General features: G+C 48.2%; 21 protein-coding genes, 1 tRNA gene, 2 rRNA genes, 1 other RNA gene and 1 pseudogene (1 of these 26 running past the window's edge). 11 read left to right on the top strand and 15 right to left on the bottom strand.

All coding sequences use genetic code 11. The features are described from left to right. Nucleotides 1-75 precede the first annotated feature (75 nt). From GS501_RS01495 to aroA, 3 genes are read right to left on the bottom strand one after another with little or no spacing between them, the layout of a single operon-like run. Complete coding sequence (locus tag GS501_RS01495; protein WP_255429072.1) at nt 76-1,023, bottom strand: hypothetical protein; 948 nt, start codon at nt 1,021-1,023, stop codon at nt 76-78. After that, nucleotides 1,023-1,673, bottom strand: a complete 651-nt coding sequence (gene cmk, locus GS501_RS01490; protein WP_160830111.1) for a (d)CMP kinase — start codon at nt 1,671-1,673, stop codon at nt 1,023-1,025. Before cmk ends, GS501_RS01495 begins: the two co-directional genes overlap by 1 nt. Further along, complete coding sequence (gene aroA, locus GS501_RS01485) at nt 1,670-2,998, bottom strand: 3-phosphoshikimate 1-carboxyvinyltransferase (protein WP_160830110.1); 1,329 nt, start codon at nt 2,996-2,998, stop codon at nt 1,670-1,672. The genes cmk and aroA overlap by 4 nt, the downstream gene beginning before the upstream one ends. A 121-nt stretch (nt 2,999-3,119) precedes the next feature. Here aroA and GS501_RS01480 point away from each other — a divergent pair, with 121 nt between their 5' ends. Both GS501_RS01480 and GS501_RS01475 read left to right on the top strand, forming a co-directional pair. Next, a complete protein-coding gene (locus GS501_RS01480; protein ID WP_370517900.1) occupies nt 3,120-3,494 on the top strand; it encodes a TIGR02300 family protein in 375 nt (124 codons plus the stop codon). A 98-nt stretch (nt 3,495-3,592) separates the two neighbouring features. After that, nucleotides 3,593-4,144 (top strand): hypothetical protein, encoded by a 552-nt coding sequence (locus GS501_RS01475; protein WP_160830109.1) that lies wholly within the window; start codon nt 3,593-3,595, stop codon nt 4,142-4,144. Between the two features lie 4 nt (nt 4,145-4,148). On the opposite strand, the gene GS501_RS01470 is transcribed toward GS501_RS01475, so the two are convergent. The 8 genes from GS501_RS01470 to GS501_RS01435 form a co-directional block, all read right to left on the bottom strand. After that, on the bottom strand, nt 4,149-4,898 hold the full coding sequence (locus tag GS501_RS01470) for an SDR family oxidoreductase (RefSeq protein WP_370517899.1): 750 nt from the start codon (nt 4,896-4,898) through the stop codon (nt 4,149-4,151). Further along, entirely contained in the window at nt 4,895-5,497 is a 603-nt protein-coding gene (recR, locus tag GS501_RS01465; protein WP_160830108.1) for a recombination mediator RecR, read from the bottom strand. The genes GS501_RS01470 and recR overlap by 4 nt, the downstream gene beginning before the upstream one ends. Before the next feature lie 45 nt (nt 5,498-5,542). Then, on the bottom strand, nt 5,543-5,866 hold the full coding sequence (locus GS501_RS01460) for a YbaB/EbfC family nucleoid-associated protein (RefSeq protein ID WP_160830107.1): 324 nt from the start codon (nt 5,864-5,866) through the stop codon (nt 5,543-5,545). 15 nt (nt 5,867-5,881) lie between these two features. Beyond that, nucleotides 5,882-7,864, bottom strand: a complete 1,983-nt coding sequence (locus GS501_RS01455) for a DNA polymerase III subunit gamma/tau (RefSeq protein WP_160830106.1) — start codon at nt 7,862-7,864, stop codon at nt 5,882-5,884. 108 nt (nt 7,865-7,972) lie between these two features. After that, an RNA gene (gene ffs, locus GS501_RS01450) (signal recognition particle sRNA small type) lies at nt 7,973-8,069 on the bottom strand. 53 nt (nt 8,070-8,122) lie between these two features. Next, nucleotides 8,123-9,946, bottom strand: a complete 1,824-nt coding sequence (ggt, locus tag GS501_RS01445; RefSeq protein ID WP_160830640.1) for a gamma-glutamyltransferase — start codon at nt 9,944-9,946, stop codon at nt 8,123-8,125. Nucleotides 9,947-9,972: 26 nt separating this feature from the next. Then, on the bottom strand, nt 9,973-10,776 hold the full coding sequence (gene map / locus GS501_RS01440; RefSeq protein WP_160830105.1) for a type I methionyl aminopeptidase: 804 nt from the start codon (nt 10,774-10,776) through the stop codon (nt 9,973-9,975). 93 nt (nt 10,777-10,869) lie between these two features. Continuing rightward, a complete protein-coding gene (locus GS501_RS01435; RefSeq protein WP_160830104.1) occupies nt 10,870-11,889 on the bottom strand; it encodes a serine hydrolase in 1,020 nt (339 codons plus the stop codon). Nucleotides 11,890-12,142: 253 nt separating this feature from the next. Here GS501_RS01435 and clpS point away from each other — a divergent pair, with 253 nt between their 5' ends. Together clpS and clpA are read left to right on the top strand one after the other, a co-directional pair. Further along, entirely contained in the window at nt 12,143-12,463 is a 321-nt protein-coding gene (clpS, locus tag GS501_RS01430) for an ATP-dependent Clp protease adapter ClpS (protein ID WP_160830103.1), read from the top strand. 68 nt (nt 12,464-12,531) lie between these two features. After that, complete coding sequence (clpA, locus tag GS501_RS01425) at nt 12,532-14,850, top strand: ATP-dependent Clp protease ATP-binding subunit ClpA (RefSeq protein ID WP_160830102.1); 2,319 nt, start codon at nt 12,532-12,534, stop codon at nt 14,848-14,850. Nucleotides 14,851-14,867: 17 nt separating this feature from the next. Here the strand turns inward: clpA and GS501_RS01420 are convergent, their stop codons facing one another. Further along, nucleotides 14,868-15,371: a DUF3465 domain-containing protein gene (locus GS501_RS01420; protein ID WP_370517898.1), complete on the bottom strand. Its 504-nt coding sequence runs from the start codon at nt 15,369-15,371 to the stop codon at nt 14,868-14,870. 98 nt (nt 15,372-15,469) lie between these two features. Here GS501_RS01420 and GS501_RS01415 point away from each other — a divergent pair, with 98 nt between their 5' ends. The 7 genes and pseudogenes from GS501_RS01415 to GS501_RS01390 all read left to right on the top strand — a co-directional run bounded on the left by GS501_RS01415 (nt 15,470) and on the right by GS501_RS01390 (nt 24,033). Beyond that, nucleotides 15,470-16,486, top strand: coding sequence for an MBL fold metallo-hydrolase (locus GS501_RS01415; protein ID WP_160830101.1), 1,017 nt, complete (start codon nt 15,470-15,472; stop codon nt 16,484-16,486). 26 nt (nt 16,487-16,512) lie between these two features. After that, nucleotides 16,513-17,316, top strand: coding sequence for an N-acetylmuramoyl-L-alanine amidase-like domain-containing protein (locus tag GS501_RS01410; RefSeq protein ID WP_160830100.1), 804 nt, complete (start codon nt 16,513-16,515; stop codon nt 17,314-17,316). Nucleotides 17,317-17,928: 612 nt separating this feature from the next. Further along, nucleotides 17,929-19,902, top strand: coding sequence for a TonB-dependent siderophore receptor (locus tag GS501_RS01405; protein ID WP_160830099.1), 1,974 nt, complete (start codon nt 17,929-17,931; stop codon nt 19,900-19,902). Between the two features lie 57 nt (nt 19,903-19,959). Next, on the top strand, nt 19,960-21,153 hold the full coding sequence (locus tag GS501_RS01400; RefSeq protein WP_160830098.1) for a PepSY domain-containing protein: 1,194 nt from the start codon (nt 19,960-19,962) through the stop codon (nt 21,151-21,153). Between the two features lie 241 nt (nt 21,154-21,394). After that, nucleotides 21,395-21,570: pseudogene (locus tag GS501_RS10100) on the top strand (transposase); the annotation flags it as partial. A 606-nt stretch (nt 21,571-22,176) separates the two neighbouring features. Next, a complete protein-coding gene (locus tag GS501_RS01395; RefSeq protein ID WP_160830097.1) occupies nt 22,177-22,461 on the top strand; it encodes a hypothetical protein in 285 nt (94 codons plus the stop codon). A gap of 597 nt (nt 22,462-23,058) precedes the next feature. After that, nucleotides 23,059-24,033 (top strand): tetratricopeptide repeat protein, encoded by a 975-nt coding sequence (locus GS501_RS01390; protein ID WP_160830096.1) that lies wholly within the window; start codon nt 23,059-23,061, stop codon nt 24,031-24,033. Between the two features lie 223 nt (nt 24,034-24,256). Here the strand turns inward: GS501_RS01390 and GS501_RS01385 are convergent. The 3 genes from GS501_RS01385 to GS501_RS01375 form a co-directional block, all read right to left on the bottom strand. Further along, a tRNA-Met gene (locus GS501_RS01385) sits at nt 24,257-24,333 on the bottom strand. Nucleotides 24,334-24,359: 26 nt separating this feature from the next. Continuing rightward, nucleotides 24,360-24,474 (bottom strand): 5S ribosomal RNA (rrf, locus tag GS501_RS01380). An 86-nt stretch (nt 24,475-24,560) separates the two neighbouring features. Further along, nucleotides 24,561-26,721, bottom strand: a 23S ribosomal RNA gene (locus tag GS501_RS01375); it runs 576 nt beyond the window's last position.

The following is a 26,721-nucleotide window of genomic DNA, read 5'->3' as shown; positions in this document are numbered from 1 at the left end:
CAATCTGTCAAGGCAAAAATAATGATTCCATTAGGCAAGAAACAATCATTGAATAAACAACTGTTCCCATATTCTCTATCTCTTTACACACCTTCGCCTAATCGAAAATACTATCCATACAAACACCATAATAAACGAGAAAAATAAACCTATATTAATCCTTGATATAACAAAATAAAAACAACCATTGTTACTGTTTTTAATAAATAAATCACCTTTTATCATGTAATTTATCTGAATAATTGAAATAGATATCGCCATTGATGCCGAAATAAATGTCAAATATAAACGATATCGCCTTTGCAAAAACATATTACACCATGACTGACGATAAAGACGCCACGCCCCAATACCATCCAGCGTGTCACACAAAACCATTCCTGCTGTAAACAAACAGGGCAACAGCAACACCCGCCACACTGAGACCCCTCGCATTAACTGTGTTGCTGACACACCCAACAGACTTACTTCGGCCGTCGTGTCAAAACCTAAAGCAAAAAGAAGCCCCAAAAGATAAAGTCCCCACGGCCGTGCAGAAAAATAATGCATCGCCCCTCGGCAAAGGATAAGCAATCTCCCTCTACGACCATGAAATACTTCACGCCTTCCATCAAGCAGCGTCATCATTCCTGCCGCCAAGAGAAAAACAATTGATACAAGGTTACCAATGACTGACCACTGCATCATGTAAAGGTGAACGTGATGCTGTATGCTTTCTCCTACAAAGAAAAATAACGCACACATCGCCAAAACTACGGTCGAATGCCCTAAAGAAAAAAACAACCCTGCTCCAGCTGAACCATCCCTCCGATGCACATCCAAACGCAGCGCACTATCAATAGTTGCTAGATGGTCAGCATCTAAAGCGTGACGAAGCCCCGCCCCATAGGCCAAGGCAGCAATTCCGAAAAGCACAGGCTCCCCGCTGAGCAGAACAGTAGCCACGCTCCACAGAATGATGTTCCCTATGACAGGACCTATAAGCCACCGGATTTGCCGTTGTTTCCCAACACAAACATCCATCACGAATGCGAATATAATCCCCGGTCGCGAAGAACATCTAATGCTCGATGCAAGACCGCCTCGGCTCCCAAATCATCCGTTAAAATCTGTATTGCATTATCCGCAGGTCGCAAGGGCGATACCGCTCGCGAAGCATCTTGCTCATCACGAGCAACAAGCGCCGCCACTTCTTCTGCTAACAACGCGGGATCATCACACAACACACCGTGACGTTGTTTGTAACGACGCTGCGCTCTTACTTCGGGAGACGCTGTAATGAACAATTTCACATCAGCATTGGGGAAGACCACCGTGCCAATATCACGTCCATCAACGACAGCACCATGTGCCTGCCCAAACTCCCGCTGTCGCTCAAGCAACGCAGCCCGTACGGAAGGCTGGCGTGCAACTAACGATGCTGCACGATCCACCTCTGACGCACGTAGATCATCGCGCTGTAAATCTTCTGTTTGAAGAACCCGCGCCTGTTCTGCCCCGCACTCAGCTGGGTTTTTCCCTTGATCTAAAACACGTCGCGCTACAGCCCGGTAGAGCAATCCTGTATCCAAATAAGGCAAGCCGAGCGTCTCTGCCAATGCACGAGCCAACGTCCCCTTACCTGCGGCAGCAGGACCATCAACCGCGACAATCAGCCTCCGCGTCCCACTCATGCCGGAATTCCTGCCCCCAAATGGTTCATAAGATCCACAAAGCCAGGGAAACTCGTTTCAATAAAAGCCGTGTCATCAATAGAAACAGGGCGCTTTGCAGCAAGCCCCAAAACAATTGCACTCATCGCCAGGCGATGATCCATATGAGACTTCACATGACCACCACCAAGCAAACGCTCTTGCCCATGAATGATCAGATCATCCCCTTCAACACGGACATTAGCCCCATTCGCCTCAAGCAAGGCAACAGTGGACGCCAAACGGTCGCTCTCTTTAACGCGCAATTCCGCCAGCCCTTGAAGACGCGATTCGCCTTCGGCAAAAGCGCACGCTACCGCCAGGATAGGATATTCATCAATCATGGAAGGAACCCGATCTGGAGGCACTGTAATCCCCCGCAATGTTCCAGCCTTTACGCGTAGATCTCCTACGGATTCGCCACCTTCAACGCGTTCATTCAATATATCCAAATGAGCGCCCATCTCCTTCAAGCTTACGAAAAGCCCGGTACGAAGTGGGTTAAGACCAACACCTTCAATCACGATATCGGATTCGGGCACGAGCAACGCGGCTACGAGTGGAAAAGACGCTGAGGATGGATCCCCTGGAACAATCACATCACGCGCCTGTAATGTCACCGGTCCTGTGATGGCAATACGCCGCCCGCCACCTTCTAGAGGGTCAACGCGAACATCCACTCCAAAATGACGCAACATATTCTCGGTATGATCACGCGATAGAATAGGCTCTTCGACCACCGTCTCACCGTGACAATTTAATCCTGCAAGCAAAACAGCTGATTTCACCTGAGCGGAAGCAACGGGAAGACGGTAATGAAGCGGCTTACCTTTCCCGGTCCCTTCCACCGTCAATGGTAGCCGTTGCCCTTGCCGTGTCACAAAACGAGCACCTGTCTCCGATAGTGGCACAGTGACCCGCCCCATTGGCCTTGAACGCAAAGACGAATCGCCCGTCATAACGCTCACAATCGGATGTGTTGCAAGAAGCCCTGCAAGCAACCGCGCTGCCGTACCAGAATTTCCCATATCCAGGACATCCTGAGGCTCTTTCAGCTGCCCGATACCACACCCTTCAACCAACCAACATTTTTCATCACGCATGATGCGAGCACCAAGCTGGCGTAACGCCCCAGCCGTGCACAGCACGTCCTCCCCTTCAAGCAGACCGGAAATCCGCGTTGTCCCGTGCGCCAATGTGGCAAACATCAGAGAGCGATGGCTAATGGATTTATCTCCCGGAACCTGGACACGGCCTGCAAGCCCAGCGGAAGAAGCAGAAACAGTTAAAGGTCGTTGAACAGTCATAGGATCTATTCATCATAGAGGGAGTGCCTTGCTGTCAATCCACCCTCAACAAACAACCTTTCTTCGATCATCAACAAAACGAAAATGTGAGAAAAATTTGACAGGATCGCCGTGAAGTGGCATGGCCGCATTCTCTTCTCTTTATGTGGCATGGCAGGCTTCCAACACTATGGCAAAACCTGAACTCGGTCTAAAACGGACATGCGTCGATTGTAATGCGCGCTTCTATGATCTAAACCGCGTGCCGCCCGTGTGCCCGAAATGTGGAGCAACACAGCCCACTCACCTCTCTCGCCTGAAACGGCAAGACGAGGACCTTCCTGACGAGAAGGATAAAGAGCTGGACCAGGATGAGCATGCAGCTGATGTTGATGTCGATCTCGACACAACGGATGATGACGATGATGTTATGTCACCAGATGACGATCTAGATGATGATGACATCAGCAACGATATCGAAGTCACCACAGACAAAGATGATCGTGACGACTCTTAAGACATTGCCGTCTTAAAACGCGTCAAACCGCCACCGTAGGGTTCTCTCAACACCACGGTGGCGTTTTTTTTCTGTTGTATCAAATAATGCGGGACAGAATGACCCATCACCCTGCTAGGCGTTATGGTTGTCTTGCTTTAGTCGCAAAAGGGCTCATCTGGGCTTCGCCTGCGCTCGCTGAGAATACTGTCTCTTCTTTTGAAAAACAGCTCGCACAGCGTAGCAGTGCGACAGCTGTCCTACAGAAGACATGCCCCGTGATGATCCATGCCCAACTTCTGCAAGATCCATCATCACCAACAGATCCTGCTATCATAGAGCATTTGAAGCTTTTACAGAGTCCTTATGCCCCCATCATTCGGCATGTGCGCCTTTTCTGCGGCTCTTCCTTACGCTCTGAAGCATGGAATGCCTATATCCCCGAGCGCTTAACACCAGAAACGCGACACATCCTGGCAGATGGCCATACCCCTTTCGGGCGCGCTGTCGGAGAAAAAAACTTTTGGCGTGAACGTTTACCAAAACGCACAACAGCGCTTCCAAATGGCTTTATTTTAGAAAACCAAGCGATTCTTCACCGACAGTCAGACAATCAGCCTATTGCACTTGTGATCGAACGTTATACCGGAGCTTCTGTCTCCTCGCCTTAGAGGCTCACATTTTTGGCGACCAATTGAGATGTTGGCCGCCATCTAAAGCCAGCATTTGCCCTGTGACAGACGGAAGCACAAAAAGCATCCGTGCTGCTTCTGCAATTTCCTCAGGCGTTGCCCCACGCTGTAATGGTGTCCCACGGCACATAGCCTCAAAATGCTCCATTGATTGCCCAGCTGCTGGCAAAACAGGACCAGGCCCTAAGGCATTCACACGAATATGGGGTGCAAAACGCAATGCCATCGTCTGCGTTAAACTCCACAAAGCGGCCCGGGACACTGTATAACTCACGAAATGAGGCGTTAGATTCCACACACGTTGATCCAACATGTGCAAAATCAATCCTTCAGCCCCTTCTGGAAGATGACGCGCCATTTCCTGCGATAATACAAAGGGCGCTCGCAAATTAGGCTCTAAATGGCGATCCCAGCTTTCACGAGTCGCATTGTCAAACTCATCACGCTCAAAGACCGAAGCATTATTCACCAAGACCCCCACAGGCCCCAATGATTGGCGCACATCCGCCATCATGGGCAAAAGTGCTTCTTCACGAGAAAGGTCGGCCTGCACAACGCACCCCTTTCCACCCACATGCGCCAAAAGATCCTTCGCCTCTGGATAGCTTCGATGACAATGAATCGCGACAGAGAATCCTTCACCTGCCAGCATCTCGACAAGCGCTCGCCCCAAACGGCGCGCACCGCCTGTCACAAGCGCAACACGTGGTACGTGAGGGGAAATAGACATCATGGCTCTAAGATTCGTCGCGCTGTCAAAGCTGCCGCTAGGGTACCATCATCCATAACCTCGAGAGCCCCACCCATTGGCACACCTTGGCCTAAACGACTAATCACCACACCGGCCTCTACCAGTTGACTCTGAAGCCAATGAGCTGTCGTCGCTCCATCCACCGTTGTCCCCAGAGCGAGAACAACCTCATGAACATGTCCTGCTGCAATACGCTCCATCATTCCACGTATATTAAGATCATCCGGACCAAAGCCCGAAAGAGCAGACAATGTTCCCCCGAGAACTTGATAGAGCCCTTTATGGACGCCCGCACGCTCCAGCGCCCACAAGTCTCCTACCGTTTCCACCACACAAATAATGCTCTGATCTCGCGCAGGATCTGTGCAGATAATACACGGCATTTGGGTATCTAGATTGCCACATTGAGGGCATGTATGACTGTGACGCGCTGCATTTTGCATCGCTTCTACAAGCGGCTTCAAACGTGTTTCAGGCTCTTGCAACAAAGCAAGAGCCGCGCGACGTGCAGAGCGCGGCCCAAAACCTGGCAAACGGGCTAAACGGGCAATTAGTGCCTCAATTTCAGGACTCGACCACACGCGCGTATACGCCCCCGATTAGATCGTCGACCAATAACCTACCCCTTAAAAAGGAAGATCCAACCCAGGTGGCAGTTTCAACCCACCGGTCACCTGGCTCATTTCCTCAGAACTTACCGCCTCAACCTTCTTCTTGGCATCAGAAAGTGCTGCGAGAATAAGATCCTGCAACGTCTCCATATCAGACGGATCTGCTAATTTAGGGTCAATATGGATCTCCTTGACCGCACCTTTACCCGTCATTGTAAGACGCACCAGCCCAGCACCAGCTTCTCCACTCACTTCCAGCTTCGCAAGCTTCTCCTGTGCTTCTTTCATCCGAGCTTGCATTTGTGTTGCTTGCTTCATCATTCCAGCAAGATTTTTCATGGAAAATCCTTTCTATTAGTCCAAATCATCCTCATTAATCGCATCCGCATCAATCGGCGCGAATTCCAGATGAGGAGACGCATCCTCTCCCAGAGGCATTGTTAATTCGGGCGGCAACCCATAATCATCAAGTGACTCATCATTCACATCACCGATTTTTGCGCCTGGGAAAACATTTAAAATTGCCTGAACAAGGGGATGACGCACCGCTTCTTCTCGATGCAGCGCTTCAACTTCAGCCCCTTGCTCATCCAAAGTCGGAGAACCTTTCTCCTCGGATGCCACAACACGCCACTTTCCGGGGTAAAGCCGATCTAACACACGAGAGAGATCTTTTAATGCCCGGCGACGTACCTTCTCATCGTCAATTCGCAACGCAATTTCAGGCGGCGCGAAGCGTACAATATGGGCTTCCAGACGCAAAATACCATGCAACCATGGTTCTTGCTCCTCTCGCACTAACATAACCATTTCACGCCATGTCCGAGGCATCAATCGTGCTGTTGACTCTTCTACAGGGGGTGCAACATTTTCTGGAAGTGCAGGCGCACCCTCCGCCTGCTGTACCAATGCCCCATCTTCCGTCACCAATCGAAGAGACGCACGTGGCGACGTATCATGCTGTAACGCCGGAGAGGAAACCACACGTTCCTGTGCCAGAGCTGATCCACCCCTTAAGGAAGCTCTCCTCCCTCCAGGCGAATGGTCAGGGGGAGATTCGTGATGCATTCCCCCCTCACCACCAGGAGAAAGTTCCTCCCGTTGCTGCAATTGACGAATCAGACGATCTGGTGTTGGGAGAAGGCTTGCATAGCACAAACGAATGAGCACCATCTCAGCCGCTTGCTGACGGTTAGGGGCTATCTCAACCTCAGCAAGCCCTTTTAAAAGCAACTGCCATGCTCGGCTGAGAACACTCACTGACAATCGGTCAGCTAACGCCCCTCCCCGCACGCGTTCTATCTCTGGAAGTTCCAGACCTTCACGCAGTTTAGGCAAAGCTTTCAGACGCGAAAGGACGTGCAACGCATCCATCACATCGGCTAACAGAACGCCTAAATCAACACCATGAGCATAGGCATGCGCAGCAATCTCTAGAACCTTCGCAACTTGCCCCGCCATCGCGGCTTCTAACAAGTCGAATACCAAACCTCGATCTGCCAACCCAAGCATTGTTGAGACAGAATCAACATCTTTCGCACCTTGCGCAATCGCTTGATCCAACAGCGAAAGCCCATCCCTCACAGAACCATCGGCAACACGCGCAATAAGGGCCAAAGCTTCAGACGATAACTCAACTTTTTCTTTTTCCGCCACCCGTCGAAAATGTTCTGCCAAGATTTTTTGCGGGACACGCTGAAGATCAAAGCGCTGACACCGTGACAAGACAGTAACAGGCACTTTGCGCAACTCAGTCGTCGCGAAGATGAAGGTCACCTGGGCGGGAGGCTCTTCAAGAGTTTTGAGAAGCGCATTAAACGCATTGCGCGAAAGCATATGCACTTCGTCAATAATGAAGACCTTCATACGCGCTTGCATGGGACGAAAACGTGCGGCTTCGATAATTTCGCGCACATCTTCGACCCCAGTGCGCGACGCCGCATCCATCTCCAACACATCAGGATGACGATCAGCCAAAATGGCACGGCAATTTGGGCACACACCACACGGCTCAGATGTAGGGCCACCTTTACCGTCCACACCTGTGCAATTTAAAGCACGAGCGATAATGCGCGCTGTTGTCGTCTTACCAACACCCCGCACTCCGGTCAGCATAAAAGCGTGAGCAACGCGCCCTAGTTCAAAGGCACGCCTTAGAATCCGTACCAAGCTATCCTGACCTATGAGATCCTCAAAGGTCTGTGGTCGATATTTGCGTGCTAAAACCCGATAGGGCGTCGCCGGGGAAGATACATGCTTTACTGAAGGCGATGAAGGCTCTTCATCCAGGAAACCTCCACCATTCTCTGGTGGCAGGGGCAGATCATCATCGGTCAAGGGCGTAACGCCTCCTCCTACGAAGAAGCCCCCTTACGGGAGCCTTTAAAGAGCGGGCTAACCACCAACCGGGCCCATAACCCTGGTTTTCAGCTGAATAATCATAACGTGGAAGACCGGACACCTGACCCGACACGATCTTACTACGGCTGCTTCCTTCCGGACCTGACCGAGTTCGCAAGTCAGCCGCCCAGGGCCGATCTCCCAGCTGTGCTTCTAGCACAAGAATGGGGGCATAAGGCAACCCCATTCAAAGACTTATTCGCCAACAGCGCCACCGCCCGGATGACGTGGATCTGCCACACCATAAATAAGTCCTGTCTGTGCCCCTGTTAAGCGAGGTCCACCCACTAAAATATCCTCAGCAATTCCCCATGGATGATGAGGCGTAAAATGATACCCCTCCTGCTCCAATTGATGCTGAACGTCTGGTGTCATCGCCCCGTCCTCTACCTCAACATTTTCCGGCATCCATTGTTCATGAATTCGAGGAAGGGCAACGGCCTCTTTCAAATCTAATCCGTAATCAACAACACCTAACAAACTCGATAAAATAATCGTTGGAATCCGTGACCCACCAGGACTCCCAAGAACCATCACAACACGCCTATCCTTTAATAAAAGACTCGGCGACATAGATGAAAGTGGCGTCTTCCCAGGAGCAATGGCATTCGCAGCAGAACCCACAATACCAAACATATTGGGCTCACCAGGTTTCATGGAAAAATCATCCATTTCATCATTCATCCAAATACCTGTCTGCCCTCCCATGACACCGGCACCGAACCAGCCATTCAACGTATAAGTAGTCGATACTGCCATGCCGTCATGATCAATGACCGAGAAATGAGTGGTCTCGTGTTTCTCATCTACACTCGGAGAAGGAGAAATCGATCCTTCTTCTGGTGAAGCGACCCCTACTTGTAATTCAGAAGACAAGACCGCCTTATCTTTCGGTAAGGCCACTCGGATCTGTTGTGCGTAATCCCTATCCAGTAAATGAGAAACAGGATTCGCCACAAAAGCAGGATCGCCTAAATCACGCCGATCTGAATAAGCATGGCGCATTGCCTCAATCTCACGCTGCAACGCCCCTGCTGTGTGCAATCCTAAAGGCCCCATCGGATAGAAAGACAGCACATTCAGCATCTCACACAGCGCCACGCCTCCGCCACTTGGTGGAGGAGCTGTTTCCAAAACATAACCACGGTAAGAACATGTTAAAGGTGACATGAGGCGGATACGGTAATTCAGGAAATCTTCCCTGCTCAGGATACCACCACCAGCCTGACTCGTTTTGAGAATTTCACCCCGCAAGAACCCCTCATAGAAAGCCTCTTCCCCCTTTTGCGCAATCAACGTCAAAGAGTTCGCTAGATTTTTCTGAACGAGTCGATCACCCACTTGTAACGGGGTTCCATCAGGGCGCAGAAAGATAGAACGTGCATACGGATCTTGACGGAAATAGGAAGTTGATGTGTTGAGCAACTCAACATCCCCCTCCTCTAACGTAAATCCATCCCGTGCTAAGGTAATGGCCGGAGCCATATCTTGCGCACGGCTTAACCGCCCCCAGCGCTCACGCACGCCTTCAAGCCCAGCCACAGTCCCAGGTACAGCCACCGCTTTCCATCCCTGAGTAGAAAGCCCCTTAATAACCTTACCAGACGAATCTAAATACATATTCCCGGTAGCCGCAGCCGGTGCATGTTCACGGAAATCAATAAAGACATTTTTCCCATAAGGAAGGTGGAGTGTCATAAACCCTCCTCCTCCCAAATTCCCGGCTGCAGGATATACGACAGCAAGAGCGTAGGCCGTTGCCACAGCCGCATCGACCGCGTTCCCCCCTTCCCGCAGCACATGTGCTCCCGCTTCAGAAGCCAAATGCTGCGCGGAAACAACCATCCCATGTTGGGCAGACACTAACGTAGCAGGACGCACCTTATCGGGCCCGTAGGCAAGCGGGTCATAATCAACGCTTACTGTATGATCTGAAGGAGACGATGACGGCACTCCAGCCAAAGCTGTACCACCACCCAGCACACCACTAAACACACACAACAAGATACGCCGCCACATAGTCATGTCTCTTCCACTTCGGATAATTATTTCACGTCATAAGGAGGCTTGGTAAAGCCACGTGGTGACAACGTGAAGATCTCACATCCATCCTCAGTGACACCGAGCTGATGTTCAAACTGAGCGGACAATGAGCGATCCCGTGTTACAGCTGTCCACCCATCGGCGAGAACTTTAACGTCCGGCTTCCCGATATTCAGCATCGGCTCAATGGTGAATACCATACCTGGTTTCAAAACTGTTCCCTGTCCTGGCCGCCCGTAATGCAACACGTTTGGTGCCTCATGGAAACTGCGACCAATACCGTGACCACAAAAATCCTTGACAACAGAAAAACGATTTTTTTCAGCAAATATTTGGATCGCGTGGCCGATATCTCCTAGCGTTGCACCAGGCTTTACGTGCTCAATACCGATCATCAGCGATTTATAGGTAATATCCATCAGCTTTTCAGCTTTACGTGGCGCTGTCCCTGCAACATACATTCGCGACGAGTCACCGTACCAGCCATTTAGTATGGAAGTCACATCAATATTGACAATATCGCCATCCTGTAACTTCCGATCCCCTGGAATCCCGTGGCACACCACATGATTGATCGAGATACAGCACGATTTTGGAAAGCCACGATAATTTAACGGGGCCGGGGTTCCCCCATGTTCAACCGTATAGTCGTGTATGCGTTGGTTCAGCTCCCCAGTTGTGACGCCAGGACGCACATACTCCGTAATCATATCCAACGTCTTCGCCGTCAACTGCCCGGCGGCACGTAAATGCTGAAAATCATCCTGGGTATAAAACTGAATACCGTGTTCGTTGCGAGAGGCCATGAAGTTCTATAATCCTAAATAAGATAACAAGCCCCTCAAGATGCGACCAAGTCCCCCTTCAACGCAAGAGAAAGCACATTCTCTTTTTACATGCTAAGAGCGGTGATGCCCTCGGCGAGAAACACTTGTCCGATGTACGACACGCCCATGCAGTGCATGTGGATGATAGGCCACGAGGACAACGCCCCGATGTGGCCGTGCCACTGAATGATGTCTATAACGATGCCCCCAACCATGGCGCATATGCGCATGTGCACCTACCCGCTCGACAGGCGATTTCAGTAATGGCAGCGGCGCCTGGCCCTCTGCCTCAAATCCATGATCAAGAAGAGAGATCATCACGCGATTGCGCGCTGTATTGCTCGGCGCTCCTAAAACGACACCAATCAAGCGTATATTTCCCTGTCGGGCTGAACTTACCAAATTATGCCCAGCTAAATCTGTATAGCCCGTTTTAAGCCCATCTGCGCCCGCATACATTTTCAACAATGAGTCATGGTTCGCAATGATGCGTCGATGGAAAGCGAACTTCTCTGTACCAAAATAATGATAATATTGTGGGAAATCCGCGATAAGATGTTGCGCAAGTCTAGCTAAATCACGCGCTGTCGTCACTTGATCAGGGTTCGGCAGCCCAGAAGCATTTTGGAATGTTGTATTCGTCATACCAAGCCGTCTTGCTTGCGACGTCATCATCATCGCAAACCGCGTTTCATCCCCATCTCCAAGGAATTCTCCTAGGACACATGCAGCGTCATTCGCTGACTTTGTTACCAGAGCAAGAATTCCTTGCTCAACGGTTAACGAACTTCCTGGACGTAATCCCAATTTAGACGGCGCTTGGATAGCCGCATGAATGGAAACCGGCATTTCCTGATCAAGTGAAATTTTTCCCTGTTGCAGGGCTTGAAATGTCAAATACAGCGTCATCATCTTTGTGAGAGACGCAGGATAACGCTGCAGGTCAGCATCGGACTCCGACAGGACTCTCCCCGTGTCGGCATTCATGACGAAGCCCGAGACGTGGCCAGCATATTGTGCCCGTGCTACTCCCCCCGCTCCAAAAATGGCCGCAACACATAACATCATGGCAGAGCGGAGAAATAAGGACATAGCAAAACCATCACTATATTTAAGACAAGACGAGGAGACGAATCCTACGGCGCTTGGCAAGAGTAGCTCATAACATTCCCATTTTGTAGTAAAAACAATGTCATCATTCATCGTCTGCTTTTTGTTATTCCCATATGAATGACAAAAAGGTGCCCTTCTCAAACCCTGATTAACCGCTCATACTATGGGGTGGTTGGTCCATGAGACTACGCTCAGCTTATTCTTTTCCGTGCCCCAAGATTAGGAAAACGCAATGGGACAGACAGGCCGTATTCACGCCGCACAAGAAGAAACTCTCGCCAGCCGTAAAACACGTCTCGCACATCCTTCTATGTATAAAGTCGTTATGCTCAATGACGACTATACACCTATGGATTTTGTCATCTATCTTCTCGAACGTTTTTTCGGGAAAAACCGTAATGAAGCCACATCAATTATGCTTGAAATCCATAATCAGGGGAGCAGTGTTTGCGGAATTTTTACCTATGAGGTCGCAGAAACAAAAGTGAACCAAGTGATGGAGTTGGCCAGGCAAAATCAACATCCGCTTCAGTGTACTCTTGAGAAAACCTGAACGGCTTGCCACGTTAAGTAGAAGTTTTTCGATCCGTCTGTCTGATATTTGTTAATAGGGAGCGTGTTATGCTGTCCTCCACCCTTGAACAGACGCTCCAGCGTGCTCTGGTGTTTGCTGGCCAACACCAACATGAGTTTATCACCCTGGAACATTTACTTATCGCCCTTTGTGATGACGCAGACGCCCTCGCTGTATTGGAAGCATGCCACATTGACCGTGCGCAATTACAGCGAGATTTAACAGACTTTTTAGAAACCGAACTTCACGCCCTACAACGTCCTGATCTCGATGAGCCGCCACAACCGACAGCGGCTTTCCAACGCGTTATTCAACGTGCGGCTATACATATCCAAAGTGCTGGTCAGTCCACAATGAATGGGGCCAATGTTCTTGTCGCCTTGTTCGCAGAGCGCGAGAGTCATGCTGTTCATTTTCTCCAGCAATTAGGACTTACACGCCTGGATGCTATTCACGCCATGACCCGCAATGAGCCACGGGGGACACGTCGCTCATCGCATAATCATACCCCCCCACCGACTGGTGAAGAAAGGAAGCCCTCCGCCTCTTCAGAGGGAGGGAGTGCAAAACGTGAAGCTTTGGCGACCTACTGCACTAATCTAAACGAACGTGCCCAGGATAACGCCATTGACCCTCTCATTGGACGAGAGTCTGAAGTCGAGCGCGTTATACAAATCCTTTGCCGCCGCACAAAAAACAATCCTCTGATGGTAGGAGACCCCGGCGTAGGGAAAACTGCGATTGCAGAAGGATTAGCACGCCGTATCACCTCACATAACGTTCCATCCATTTTGGATGATGCCATTCTTTACAGCCTAGACTTGGGAAGCCTTCTGGCAGGCACGCGCTACCGTGGTGATTTTGAAGAGCGTCTGAAAGCCATCATGGGTGAGCTCGAAAAAACGCCCAACGCTATTTTGTTTATTGATGAAATCCATATGCTGATCGGCGCTGGCGCAACAACCAATGGGGCGATGGATGCCTCTAACCTTCTCAAACCTGCATTAGCCGCAGGGAGGCTCCGTTGCATCGGCTCCACAACTTATTCTGAATATCGCCAGCATTTTGAGAAAGATCATGCTCTAACACGGCGTTTTCAGAAAATTGATGTTGCAGAACCCTCTGCTGAGGACAGCATCCGTATCCTTCGCGGTCTAAAAAGCCGCTATGAAAGCCACCACGAGATTCATTACACAGACTCAGCTATTCGAGCTGCAGTTGAATTGTCGGAACGCTACATTCATGATAGGAAACTCCCAGATAAAGCGATTGATCTCATTGATGAAGCTGGCGCAGCCTGCCGGCTAGCCCCTGCTAGTCGTCGCCGTAGAACTGTTGGCCTCCGTGACATTGAGACCACGCTCTCTCGCATTACCAAAATTCCGCCTCGGCATATTTCGAAAGATGACCGTGCGGCACTCCGTCATTTGGCACGAGACCTGAAACACGCCGTCTTTGGACAAGATAAGGCTATTGATGCGCTATCATCGGCTATTACGCTCTCACGAGCCGGTCTACGGGAGACAGAAAAAACAATCGGAAGCTATCTTTTCTCCGGCCCTACAGGCGTCGGTAAAACGGAAATCGCCCGTCAATTGGCGCAAACATTAGGCATTAAGCTCATCCGTTTCGACATGTCGGAATATATGGAGCCTCACTCCATTTCACGCTTGATCGGGACACCTCCAGGCTATGTCGGATTTGAGCAAGGAGGCCTTCTTACCGAGGCTGTTCATCAAAACCCACATGCCGTGCTGCTGCTTGATGAAATCGAGAAGGCTCATCCTGATTTATTCAATCTTCTCCTTCAGGTTATGGATCATGGGAAATTGACAGACCATACAGGTAAGGTCGTTGATTTCCGTAATGTTGTGCTCATTATGACCACCAATGCCGGGGCTGCGGATCTTTCCAAGGAAGCCATTGGTTTCGCCCGTGCTAGCCGTTCTGGTCACGATACCGAAGCCATCCAACGACTTTTCACGCCGGAATTTCGCAATCGTTTGGATGCGATTATTCCATTCACATCTCTCACGCCAAAAATTATCCACCATGTCGTGGATAAATTCGTAGCGCAGCTTAAAAAGCTTTTGGCCGAGAAGCACGTCTCTCTTACGCTCACCTCAGCGGCTTATGATTGGTTAGCAGAACATGGCTATGACCGCCTTCATGGCGCGCGACCTCTTGGTCGCCTGATCCAAGAACAGATTAAAAAGCCTCTTGCAGAAGAATTGCTTTTCGGGCGCCTCTCACAGGGAGGTCACGTACTGCTCGGTGCTAAAAATGACAAACTGACTTTCACCTACCACGACGTGGAAAAAGAGGAGAATGAGGACGCTAAAGAACACGACCTCACCCCCGCTTGATCATTTTGACTCCTAACTTACTGGTAGCGTTGTCCATTTACTGAGACAAAGCCTGCCCAGGGCCAGCTGCGGCTGGTCCCGTGGTGGGTCCAGTCTACGCCTTGTCGACGAGGACCATCATAGTAATAGCGTCCTTGAACTTCGACAGTGTCTCCAACCTTGACCCATGGCCAAGCAGGCGCTTGAATTTCATCCAAATTAGAAACAATTTGGATAGGACGCCCTGTTCCGACCGTCATCATGAAATAGCCGTGCCATCCACTCCGCGTCCGTCGCGCGCGCAACACTTTAGTCACCTGACCACAAAGATGCTCTGGCAAGTCTATATGCTGACCATAGGTTGTACGATCTCGTGAGAATTGCTCTGCAAAAGCATTTTGATCCTTCAAAAAATGCGCATTATCGCATTGTGCAGGCATTTCTGCACTTGCTGGATACTGTCCTGCTGCCCAGCTATTCCCCGTCACCAATAGGGCTCCAGCAACCCCAAAAGCCATTATGGATGAATAAAAAAAGCCCATAGTTATTTTCTTCCTTCTTCCGTCCTTTTCCCAACCCATGGGCAGGACTATTCTGAAAAGCACGACTGTTTCACAAAGCTCGTAGGAGATAAACTTCCATGATTACACGTAAGCTCTCATCACTTCGAGATTTGATCAAAAAAGAACCCAAACGTAACGTCCCCGCTTATACCGACAGCAGTCCTGATTTTGAAATTGTTGCTTTAGGCACACGTAGCGGCGTTATTGATGGCAATCTAACATCCTACTTGGTCCGTCCACTCGGACGCAATGAGGCCGTTCTCTGTGATGCTGGAACATTAGGAAATGGTCTCAAAATTGCCGACCAGAATGGGGCCCTTGACGATATCCCTATCATGCCGGACTCCCCTCTCAGCCGGGCTGGGCATGTCCTAAAACAAACAATTCGTGGTTATTTAATCAGCCATGCACATTTAGATCACGTTGCCGGTCTTGTTTTAACCTCTCCCGATGACACGCCGAAACCTATTTATGCACTTCCAGAAACACGGGAATTAATTTCTAAGCATCTTTTCAATAATCACATTTGGGGAAACCAAGGAAATCGTGGTTCAAGACCCACCATTGGTAAATATACATACAAAGACATGAAACCTGGTACCCCTGAGACAATTCCAGAAACAGATTTGACCATCCATGCCTGGCCTCTTTCCCACGGATCTACAACATCAACGGCCTTTCTGATTGAAACAGATGGTAAAGCGGTCCTCTATCTAGGCGACACAGAGGCGGACGACACTGAAAATAAGAAGAAACAAAATCTACGCTCGTTATGGAAAGACATCGCTCCATTAGTAAAAGAGCAACGCATCAAGGCGATTGTCATGGAAGTAACCTACGATAATAAACGTCCTGATAACGCCCTTTTTGGTCATATGACACCGAACCATCTCCTACAATCTTTACGTGATCTCGCCTTAGAATGTGGAGGACGCCACTATATTCGCGGCCTAAAAGTGCTTATTACGCATGTCAAAGAGACATTCCATATAGCTGAAACCCCCATGACGGACATCGCGCGCGAGCTTAATGATGGAAACGACATGGGAATCTATTTCCTCATGGCCGAACAGGGCCAACGCTATCTCGTTTAAGACTTCCTCATCAGTGGATTTTTACCATGTATCGACGCTCTTTCTTAGCACTTGGTGGCACATTTCTTGCCTCGGGTTGTGCTCCAGCGGCACAATTACCTCTCCTATCATACCGGGCAAAAATCGACCCAATTACTCAAGACCGCATCAGGACATTAACATCATTATTCCCAGCACAGCGTGATAACCGGGCCCGTCTCGAAACCATTTCTCAATCTCTTTTGGGGACACCTTATCAAGCTCATCATCTCATCGGCTCCGCCACCCAGCCAGAAGAATTAGTTGTGGATTTAAGAAGTGTCGACTGTCTTTCATTTTTGGAATACGTGACGGCCCTTAATAGCAGCACATCAGAGAATGAGTTTTTGGGGAAGCTTGTCCAGACACGTTACGTTAATAATACAGTATCATTCTCAACACGTCGCCACTTCCTCAGTGATTGGTGTTATCCTTATCCAGTCCTTGGAGATGACATTACCAAAAAACTTTCTTCCCAATCCGTTTCAGTGGTAAAAACTCTCAATCAAAAGGCCGATGGTTCTCTCTATTTACCAGGTATCTCCATAAAAAAACGTGTTATCACCTATATTCCATCAGCCTCCCTCGACACAGTATACCCCCAATTAAGAACTGGGGATTTGATCGGTATTTATAGTAACCTACCGGGGCTTGATGTTTCTCATACAGGATTTGCTATTTGTAATGGCGAGACGGTGGTTTTTAGAAATGCTTCGTCGCTTTCTGCACATCCCTACGTTGTGGATATTCCTCTAAAGGATTATGTCGCCAATAAACGTGGTATTACTGTCATTCGACTTAAAGACATTTAACAGAAGAGCCCTATAGTCCACAGTACTATAGGGCTTTCCATTATTACCCATCTCCGCATATTAGAAGATAATTCGTTGATTATGTCGAAACAACCAATAGAATATCCATCATTTTCATTGTCGGTTTAGTTCTTTTATTTAATAATCTCATAAGTCATGCCAATACGGATACAAATCAGTCGTTTCTCAACTATTATAAAATAAGAAGCGATCGCTCTCTAAGGACATAAAGAAAGCACACCTGATCGAACCAAAATTGTGCCTTCCACACAACAAATCAGTGTGATTTCTGACAAACAATTTCTTCAAACTTTAAATGATATTGATTCTCATTTACATAAAGTGCTCCTACGATTCTGAGGTTCTTGTATGAGACGCTCTTCACTGATCACACCTGGGATAATTTTTTCCCTATCACTACCGCTGTCACCTTTCGCCATGGCCTCAGAAGAACAGTTATTGGCGGAAAAGTTACATCAAAACAAAACGATGAAAGACAACAAACACAAGCTCAGAGACACCTCTCAAGACATCTCATCTCGTCAATCCCAAGAATATATCCATGTTCAAGGAGAGCACGTTTCCTCTCTTCAAACAGAAAAAAGCGACTCTATGACAGTTCGATCAACCGACATGGCCACACGCTTACCTTTATCCTTGCGTGAAACACCCCAAGCGATGAGTGTCCTAACCCAAAAATTCTTAGATGATTTTACCTTACAAACAGCCAATGACGCGCTTAGCAACGCAACAGGCCTGACAGTCCAGCGCGTAGAAACAAACCGCACTTACGTATCTGCGCGTGGGTTTGACGTATCAACCTATCAATATGACGGGATCGGCCTTCCCTTTTCTCAGGGCACTCAGGTGGGCGATATCGATACGGCTGTTTATGACAATATCCAAGTCTTACGTGGCGCAAATGGCCTGCTATCATCCACCGGGAATCCAAGCGCCACCATCAATTATACACGTAAAAGAGCAACAAAAGTATTCAAGGCAAGTATTCAAGGCACAACAGGATCTTGGAATAAACGCCGCGCTGTAGGCGATATTTCTGGGTCTCCTATGAAATCTGGTCGTCTTCGAGGGCGCCTGATTGCCGTCTATGAAAATGCTGATTCCTACCTTGATCGCTACTCTCAGGAAAAAACAACGGTCTTCGGAACCATAGAAGCCGATATTACGAAAAGCACTCTCCTACGCCTTGGCTATTCATGGGAGCAAAATGACCCCAACAGCTCTATGTGGGGAGCACTCCCTCTCAATAACTCGGATGGCACCCCGACCCATTATTCTCGATCAACATCCACAGCCGCGCGCTACGCGTATATGAACAATCGTGATTCCCAAATGTTTGGAGATCTTACCCAAAAAATAGGAAATAATTGGAAGCTCCGCCTCTACGGGACGGAACATATTTTAGAAGCTGACGGCCATATGTTTTACGCTTATGGACAACCGGACCGACTTACTGGGTTAGGCCTAAAAAGTTATCCCTCTCGCTATAATAGCCGCGAAAAACAATGGATTGGTGACCTATCTCTCCAAGGGAAATTTCGTGTTCTAAGTCAAACACAGCAAATCGTCCTTGGAGGGAATACATCAAGCGGCCTCAATAGACAGCTTTCACTCTATGGTGCAGGGATTGGAACAGCCCTTCCTCCGCTCGAAGGCTGGGACGGCAATTATCCCCAACCTGCCTATACTGCTGGTCAAAACACAGCACACTTTAATTATATACGCCGAAGTTTTTACAGCGTATTGCGACTCAGTATTACTCACAAACTTCATCTTTTTGGAGGCGTTAACCTCACCCATGCCACAAGTTCAGGACAAAGCTATGGTGTACAAAGCAACTATAATATTACCAAGCCCGTGCCTTACACTGGAGCAACCTATGATTTTCTCAAAAACTATACATTCTATATAAGCTACGGAAAGATTTTTAATCCTCAAACGCAACTCGATAACCACCATCATATTCTTGGTGCTGTACAGGGCGATAACCTAGAAGGCGGGATCAAAGCGTCGTGGTTTGACAATAAACTCAATTTATCCATCACAGGATATCACGTTCATCAAAACAATCTTGCTAATCCAGGTGGATATTTAGCCAATGGAGAAGCTTATTATAATACCATTAATGCACAATCTGCTGGCACAGAATTTGATATAAGTGGGCAAATTATCCCTGGTCTACAGATTATGGCCGGCGGAAATCTAATGAAACTATATGATGAGAACGATCACGCAGTGCGTACTTTCGTACCCCGTCAAACATTCCATAGTGCACTAACCTGGGATATCCCATGGATTAAACGTTTGCATGTCGGGATAAACCTTACATGGCAGGGTCGCATGCGTAATACATATACATTAGATAGTGGAATAAAAACGACAGCTAAACAAAATAACTATGCTTTACTTGATTTTATGTTTCATTACGACATCACAAAAAAATGGAAGATTACTGGAAACTTCAACAACGTCACAAATAAGAAATATTGGTCATCCCTTTATTGGTCCCAATCATATTATGGTTCCCCTTTTTCTGGATATGTAACGTTAACACACCAGTTTTAACCCTACCCTGTACTAAATAGTTAATCATAGTGATACTCAGAAAAAAGAATAAGAAGCATGATATTTTACGTTAACGGAGTATGGAAAAACCATTTCCGCCCGCTCTTCCTAAAATTACATCGCTATACAGGATTATTTTTAAGCCTTTTTCTAATATTTGAAGGGATTACAGGAAGTCTCAGTGTCTTTCGAGTAGAGCTTGATGCGTGGTTAAATCCAGACTTATTCAAAGCAAAAATCGTTAATAAGCCGATAGTACCGCTCAATATATTGATTGGTACTATTCACAAATCCAACCCAGATACATCACTTTTATCCATTCAGTTTCATCCCAAAAAAGGGCTGAACGGTAAGGCATTCATTCTAAAAAAGAATAACTATAAGGAAGAGATCTTTTTTAATCCTTATACGGGAGAGATCATCGGTTCACGCCCTGTTAATGGCCAATTAAAAAGACGACACGATCTTATACCGTTTATCTATTACCTTCATTATTCCATGGGATTTGGTTCATATGGAACATTATTTTTAGGTTTTATCTCTCTCATATGGGTTGGTGACTGTATTTCTGGCTTACTCCTCACACTCCCATTGTCAAAAACAGTCTGGGAGAAATCTTTTTGGCATAATTGGTCTAAAGCATGGGCTATTTCCTACAAAAAAATATCATTTCGATTATTAATCGACCTGCACAGAGCACCAGCCATGTGGTTTTGGGGAATATTATTGGGAATAGCCATTAGCGGTGTAGCGCTCTCCCTTGGCGCATTCCTTTTTCAACCCGTTATTAAGTTTGTTTTCCCATCAGCACCTGTCATTTCATGTTCAACACCCCCTCGCACAATGCCTCATTTCTTATCCCTCGAGGAGGCAGAGCAAACAGTGCTGCAATGTGCTCGCCAGTACGGCATAAAAAGCAGCCCCACTGGTGCTCTTTTTTTACGAAAGAGCACCCTTATTACGTTTTATGCCTTCACTCTTGGAGAAAAAGACGCAACAGGTTTAGGAAGCCCAGTCATCAGTATTGATCGTCGCTTAGGCATAACAACGATCAATTCTCTTCCCGGAAAAGGAAAACTAGCGGATACTATCATTCAGCTACAAGGGCCCTGGCATAGTGGCCATTTGCTAGGAATGACGGGACGTATTTTAATTTTTCTCAGTGGAATCATAACGGCTCTTTTATCAATCACAGGAATATTAATTTTCCTTAGAAAAAAGAATATCTGGATTGTTAAAACTAAGAAATAGTGAGAATCAACGCAATTAGAATTATTTATCGATGAGGTCATTACATATCATTCTACAATAATAGAAATAAAACCTATGCTAGAGGCTATAATGAAAAATATATACTGATTGGTACAATCATTGCTCGATTTTCTTTTTTTATAGCTCAAATCCCCCTACTGAATAAGAAAGAAATTGAAACTTTAGGGTCTGTTAGAGTTTAAAGAATAACGTTTCTTCCTATTTGGAAAGGACAAGTATGATGGAAAGTGTCATTTCTGACAGGATATGGTTCCGCTTTGAGCCCTTGATTAAAGAGGATCGGCCCAAAGACAAGAGAGAGCTCCACATTATCTGAGACGAACTATTTCAGCCATTTTCTGGCTTCATCAGAATAGCACGAAATGGCGTGCCATTCCTTCTGAACTAGGACCTTGGCCGCTCACGTAGTGGCTTCGGATCAAAAGTCTGCGTAGCATCAGATGGACACGGGAGAGCTTTAGCTTTTACCCTTTCTACTGCCCATAATGGGCAGACAGAAACAGCTTCATCTTTCATATCCATGCTCCACCTCGCTGCTTCAGTTGATTATCTCAAATTCTAACAGAACCTAATTATAAAATGGCGTTGACGAACCCAGAACTGAGATTTAAGTAAATCTCCGAAATTAGGAGGTATTGTTGTGGTCTCTATTAGGCTACGCAAAGCCAATGACATCCGCAGGGAAATTGTAACCCGCCTAAAAACTAGTAACTTGAAGGGTCTGCAACCGTTTCTGTGTATGATGTTCCTTCCACCCAGGATGTGGACATCTCCGATATTGTATCGCTGATCGAACGCATTGCAGACACGGCCCTCATCTCCTTTGAAACGTCCCTTGATGATGCTCTACGGCTCTCCTCTCTCGTATTAATCAGAGCCTACGCAAGGCGGTCAGGCGAACTAATTCGCTAGAGACACGTGGGCGTAACGGACGAACGGTTAATGACTTGCTGGAGGAGATCGCTGGCATCGATCAGGAACTCTATCCTGCTGCTACGTGCAGTGGCCTCTCTTGACGTTGCTATTGACACCAACAACACCGCACGCCGACTAGAGCGCATGGCAGCCAAGGATTATGATACGACTACATCCTACTCAACGACACCCGACCTTCTTCGATTCAGTTTTCTCCCCAAAAAACGCAAGGCGGCACTAGACAACCAGATCCAAGACCTCAAGCGCAAGCGTGCGAATTTGGGCGAAGAGCGCATAGTTCTCAATGCCATACTGCATATTGAGATTCCTGAAGATGATTATGCTTTCCTCAAGAAACAGCATATCGTTTGATGGATAGGGCGGGGGCGTCAACCCCTTTTTAAAGTCCAGGCGGCGGCACCTCCTCGTCCTGGCATGGGTCTTTTGTGAGCCTCTGCAATCGCCACATTCGTGGTTTGTGCTTTGTGCGGTTTTTACAGCCCCTTGTATGTTGTGGTTTGTGACTTGTGCTTTATTACCGACGTCCCGCCTGAGTGGGGCCGGTCGGTTTATCCGGTCGGCCCCATTTTTTGACTCTGTTGCAAAATTGAATTCCCTGTTTAAAACAGTTTTGACGGGTGTTTCCAAGGAGCATTATTTTCGCGATAAACTGACTCTAGGCAGTTCGTTGGTATTGCCCCTATGAAATCCAGTTATCGTGGCCTTGAAACGATGCTCTGCAAACGAAATGATCAGGTTAATCACGTTAGTAATGATAAAATCTTTCTTTTAGAACAAAAATGCTTCAACATAGCAACATATCAAATCCATGATTTATAACTCTCTTCAAGAGAAGAAAAAGTAAGGTGGATAAAAAATTTCTTTATACAAACGAAATACACACTTATTCTAGAGAATATTACATATCCCGCTATACTCACAGAAACGATACCTACGTTAGGAGCAGTAATGAAGAAATATATACTTATTGGCACAATAATTGTAGGGTTTTCTTCTATTACAGCTAAAAGTGATCCCCTACTGGATACAAAAGAAATTGAAATATTAGCCCAGCAAGGAAACCCGACAGCACAGAGACAGCTTGGAACCTTGTATGAACGAGGCCTCGGCGTATCCAGGAATTATAAAAAAGCGGCTGAATATTATCAAAAAGCAGCGAACCAGGGCGACATAAAGGCTCAAAGGCACTTGGGGAACTTATATTATGAAGGCCATGGTGTCCCTCAAAACTATAAAAAAGCCGCTGAATACTTCCTAAAAGCGGCTAACCAAGGAGACCTAACCGCACAGACAAACCTAGGGGCCTTATATGAAAAAGGCTACGGCGTCCCCCAAAATTACGACAAAGCCGCCGAATACTTTCTAAAAGCGGCTGACCAAGGAGACCCAACCGCACAAACAGACCTAGGAGCCTTATATGAAAAAGGTGTGAGCGTTCCTCAAGATTATAAAAAAGCTGTAGAGTATTATCAAAAAGCAGCTGACCAAGGAAACTCAACAGCACAAACAAACCTGGGGTTCTTATATGAACAAGGCCTCGGTGTCCCCCAAAACTATGAAAAAGCCGCTGAATATTACCAAAAAGCAGTCAATCAAAGTAACCCAAAAGCACAAGGACACTTAGGAGTTCTATACTCTCAAGGCCATGGTGTCCCTCAAAACTATAAAAAAGCCGCTAAATACTTCCTAAAAGCGGCTGACCAGGGAAGCTCAACAGCACGAAGAGAGCTGGAATACTTACATGAAGAAGGTCATGTCGTCTCTGATAACTATGAAAAAGACTCAGTCACACAAGAACACCCGGCGAATCTTCATGAAGGAGATCATACCCCACCTAAAATCTACGAAAAAGCCACCCCACAGGCAGAGAAACCAGCAAACATCATGATCAACAAATTACATATCCAAGGTTTCAAACTCTGAAAAAGCTTCCTCCTAATTTAAAAAAGGACATATCCTTTAATCAGGGTATGTCCTAATTTCTCCTTAAAGAACCCATCGTAACGAACAGTTTAGCGCTCAAAAACATACAAGAAACCGAAGGCAGTCTTTCCTCTTAGAGGAGAGAAGCTTTGTGCGTCTAGAGCGTAGGTTGATCTGTATTTGAACGTACAGGATCTAAGCTTCTTCAAAGTGGGGGATGTATTGGATGCGGGGGTAGGATTTGAACCTACGACCTTCAGGTTATGAGCCTGACGAGCTACCGGGCTGCTCCACCCCGCGTCAGGGGGATAGGGGTAAGCGAGGGGACCTGGCGGCGACCGACTTTTCCACCCGTCGAGGGGCAGTATCATAGGCGCTGGAGGTATTGACGGCCGAGTTCGGGATGGGATCGGGTTTAGAGCCTCCGCCATAGCCACCAGGTCTTCCCGCTTACCCGTATGTGTATGGGTGAGAGGGGTGCGGTTGGTGTGTAGAGTAATGTGACTGACTACTGTGCATGTGTTTTATGTGTGAGAGATATGGGCGATTAGGATCAGTTAGCTGAACGCGTTACCGCGCTTTTACACCTGACCTATCGACGTCCTGGTCTTGGACGGCCCTGTGAGACCTAGTTTTGAGGCTGGTTTCCCGCTTAGATGCTTTCAGCGGTTATCCATTCCATACTTAGCTACCCGGCTGTGCCACTGGCGTGACAACCGGTGCACCAGAGGTATGTTCATCCCGGTCCTCTCGTACTAGGGACAAATCCTCTCAAGTCTCTTACACCCACGGCAGATAGGGACCGAACTGTCTCACGACGTTCTAAACCCAGCTCACGTACCACTTTAATCGGCGAACAGCCGAACCCTTGGGACCTGCTCCAGCCCCAGGATGTGATGAGCCGACATCGAGGTGCCAAACCTCCCCGTCGATGTGGACTCTTGGGGGAGATCAGCCTGTTATCCCTAGAGTACCTTTTATCCGTTGAGCGATGGCCCGTCCACGTGGGACCACCGGATCACTATGGCCGACTTTCGTCTCTGCTCGAGCTGTCACTCTCGCAGTCAGGCGGGCTTATGCCATTGCACTCGACAGCCGGTTTCCGACCGGCCTGAGCCCACCATCGCGCGCCTCCGTTATCCTTTAGGAGGCGACCGCCCCAGTCAAACTGCCTACCATGCAGGGTCCCGGACCAGGCTTACTGGTCTCGGTTAGATATCAGAAAAGTTGAGGGTGGTATTTCAAGGATGGCTCCACCGAGACTGGCGCCCCGGCTTCGATGCCTCCCACCTATCCTACACAAAACTTTCCTGATACCACTGCAAAGCTGCAGTAAAGGTTCATAGGGTCTTTCCGTCTGACCGCGGGAACCCCGCATCTTCACGGGGAATTCAATTTCGCTGAGCCGGTACTGGAGACAGCGAGGTGATCGTTACGCCATTCGTGCAGGTCGGAACTTACCCGACAAGGAATTTCGCTACCTTAGGACCGTTATAGTTACGGCCGCCGTTTACCGGGGCTTCGATTCAACGCTTGCACATCTCCTCTTAACCTTCCGGCACCGGGCAGGCGTCAGACCCTATACGTCATCTTTCGATTTCGCAGAGTCCTGTGTTTTTACTAAACAGTCGCCACCTCCTGGTCTGTGCCACCTGCCAGTGGTTGCCCATTGACAGGTCTTGCTTATCCCGAAGTTACGCAAGCAATTTGCCTAGTTCCTTCAGTACCGTTCTCTCAAGCGCCTTGGTATACTCTACCAGTCCACCTGTGTCGGTTTCGGGTACGGTCTATATGCTAGAGCTATTTCCTGGAATGGTCCAAAAGCCTGCTCAATCCGATAAGAGCAGACAACATATCTCATTCGTCACTTCTAGCAGGCCCAAGAATATTAACTTGGTTTCCATCGGCTACGGCTTTCGCCCTCGCCTTAGGGGCCGGCTCACCCTGCGTGGATTAACCTTGCGCAGGAACCCTTGGACTTTCGGCGACAGTGTTTCTCGCACTGTTTATCGCTACTCATGTCAGCATTCGCACTTCTGATACCTCCAGAGAGGGTCACCCCGTCTCCTTCGCAGGCTTACAGAACGCTCCGCTACCGCGCATCGTAAACGATGCACCCACAGCTTCGGCACGTGGCTTGAGCCCCGTTACATTTTCGGCGCAGGGTTTCTATTAGACCAGTGAGCTATTACGCTTTCTTTAAAGGATGGCTGCTTCTAAGCCAACCTCCTGGTTGTTTTGGAATCCCCACATCCTTTCCCACTTAGCCACGATTTAGGGGCCTTAGCTGGTGGTCTGGGCTGTTTCCCTCTTGACGATGGACCTTAGCACCCACCGTCTGTCTGCCATGCTGATACTCCTCGGTATTCGGAGTTTGGTTAGGTGTGGTAAGACTTTGGGTCCCCCTAGCCCATCCAGTGCTCTACCCCCGAGGGTAATACATGACGATCTACCTCAATAGATTTCGCGGAGAACCAGCTATTTCCGAGTTTGATTGGCCTTTCACCCCTAGCCACAGCTCATCCCCGACTTTTTCAACAGGCGTGGGTTCGGCCCTCCAGTGCATGTTACTGCACCTTCAGCCTGGCCATGGCTAGATCACTCGGTTTCGGGTCTTCTACCAGTAACTAAATCGCCCTATTCAGACTCGCTTTCGCTGCGCCTACACCTACCGGCTTAAGCTCGCTA

The organism is Saccharibacter sp. 17.LH.SD, from assembly GCF_009834805.1.
Lineage (GTDB): Bacteria > Pseudomonadota > Alphaproteobacteria > Acetobacterales > Acetobacteraceae > Saccharibacter.
The sequence above is the reverse complement of the archived record's forward strand: the minus strand, read 5'-3'. Positions and strand labels throughout refer to the sequence as shown.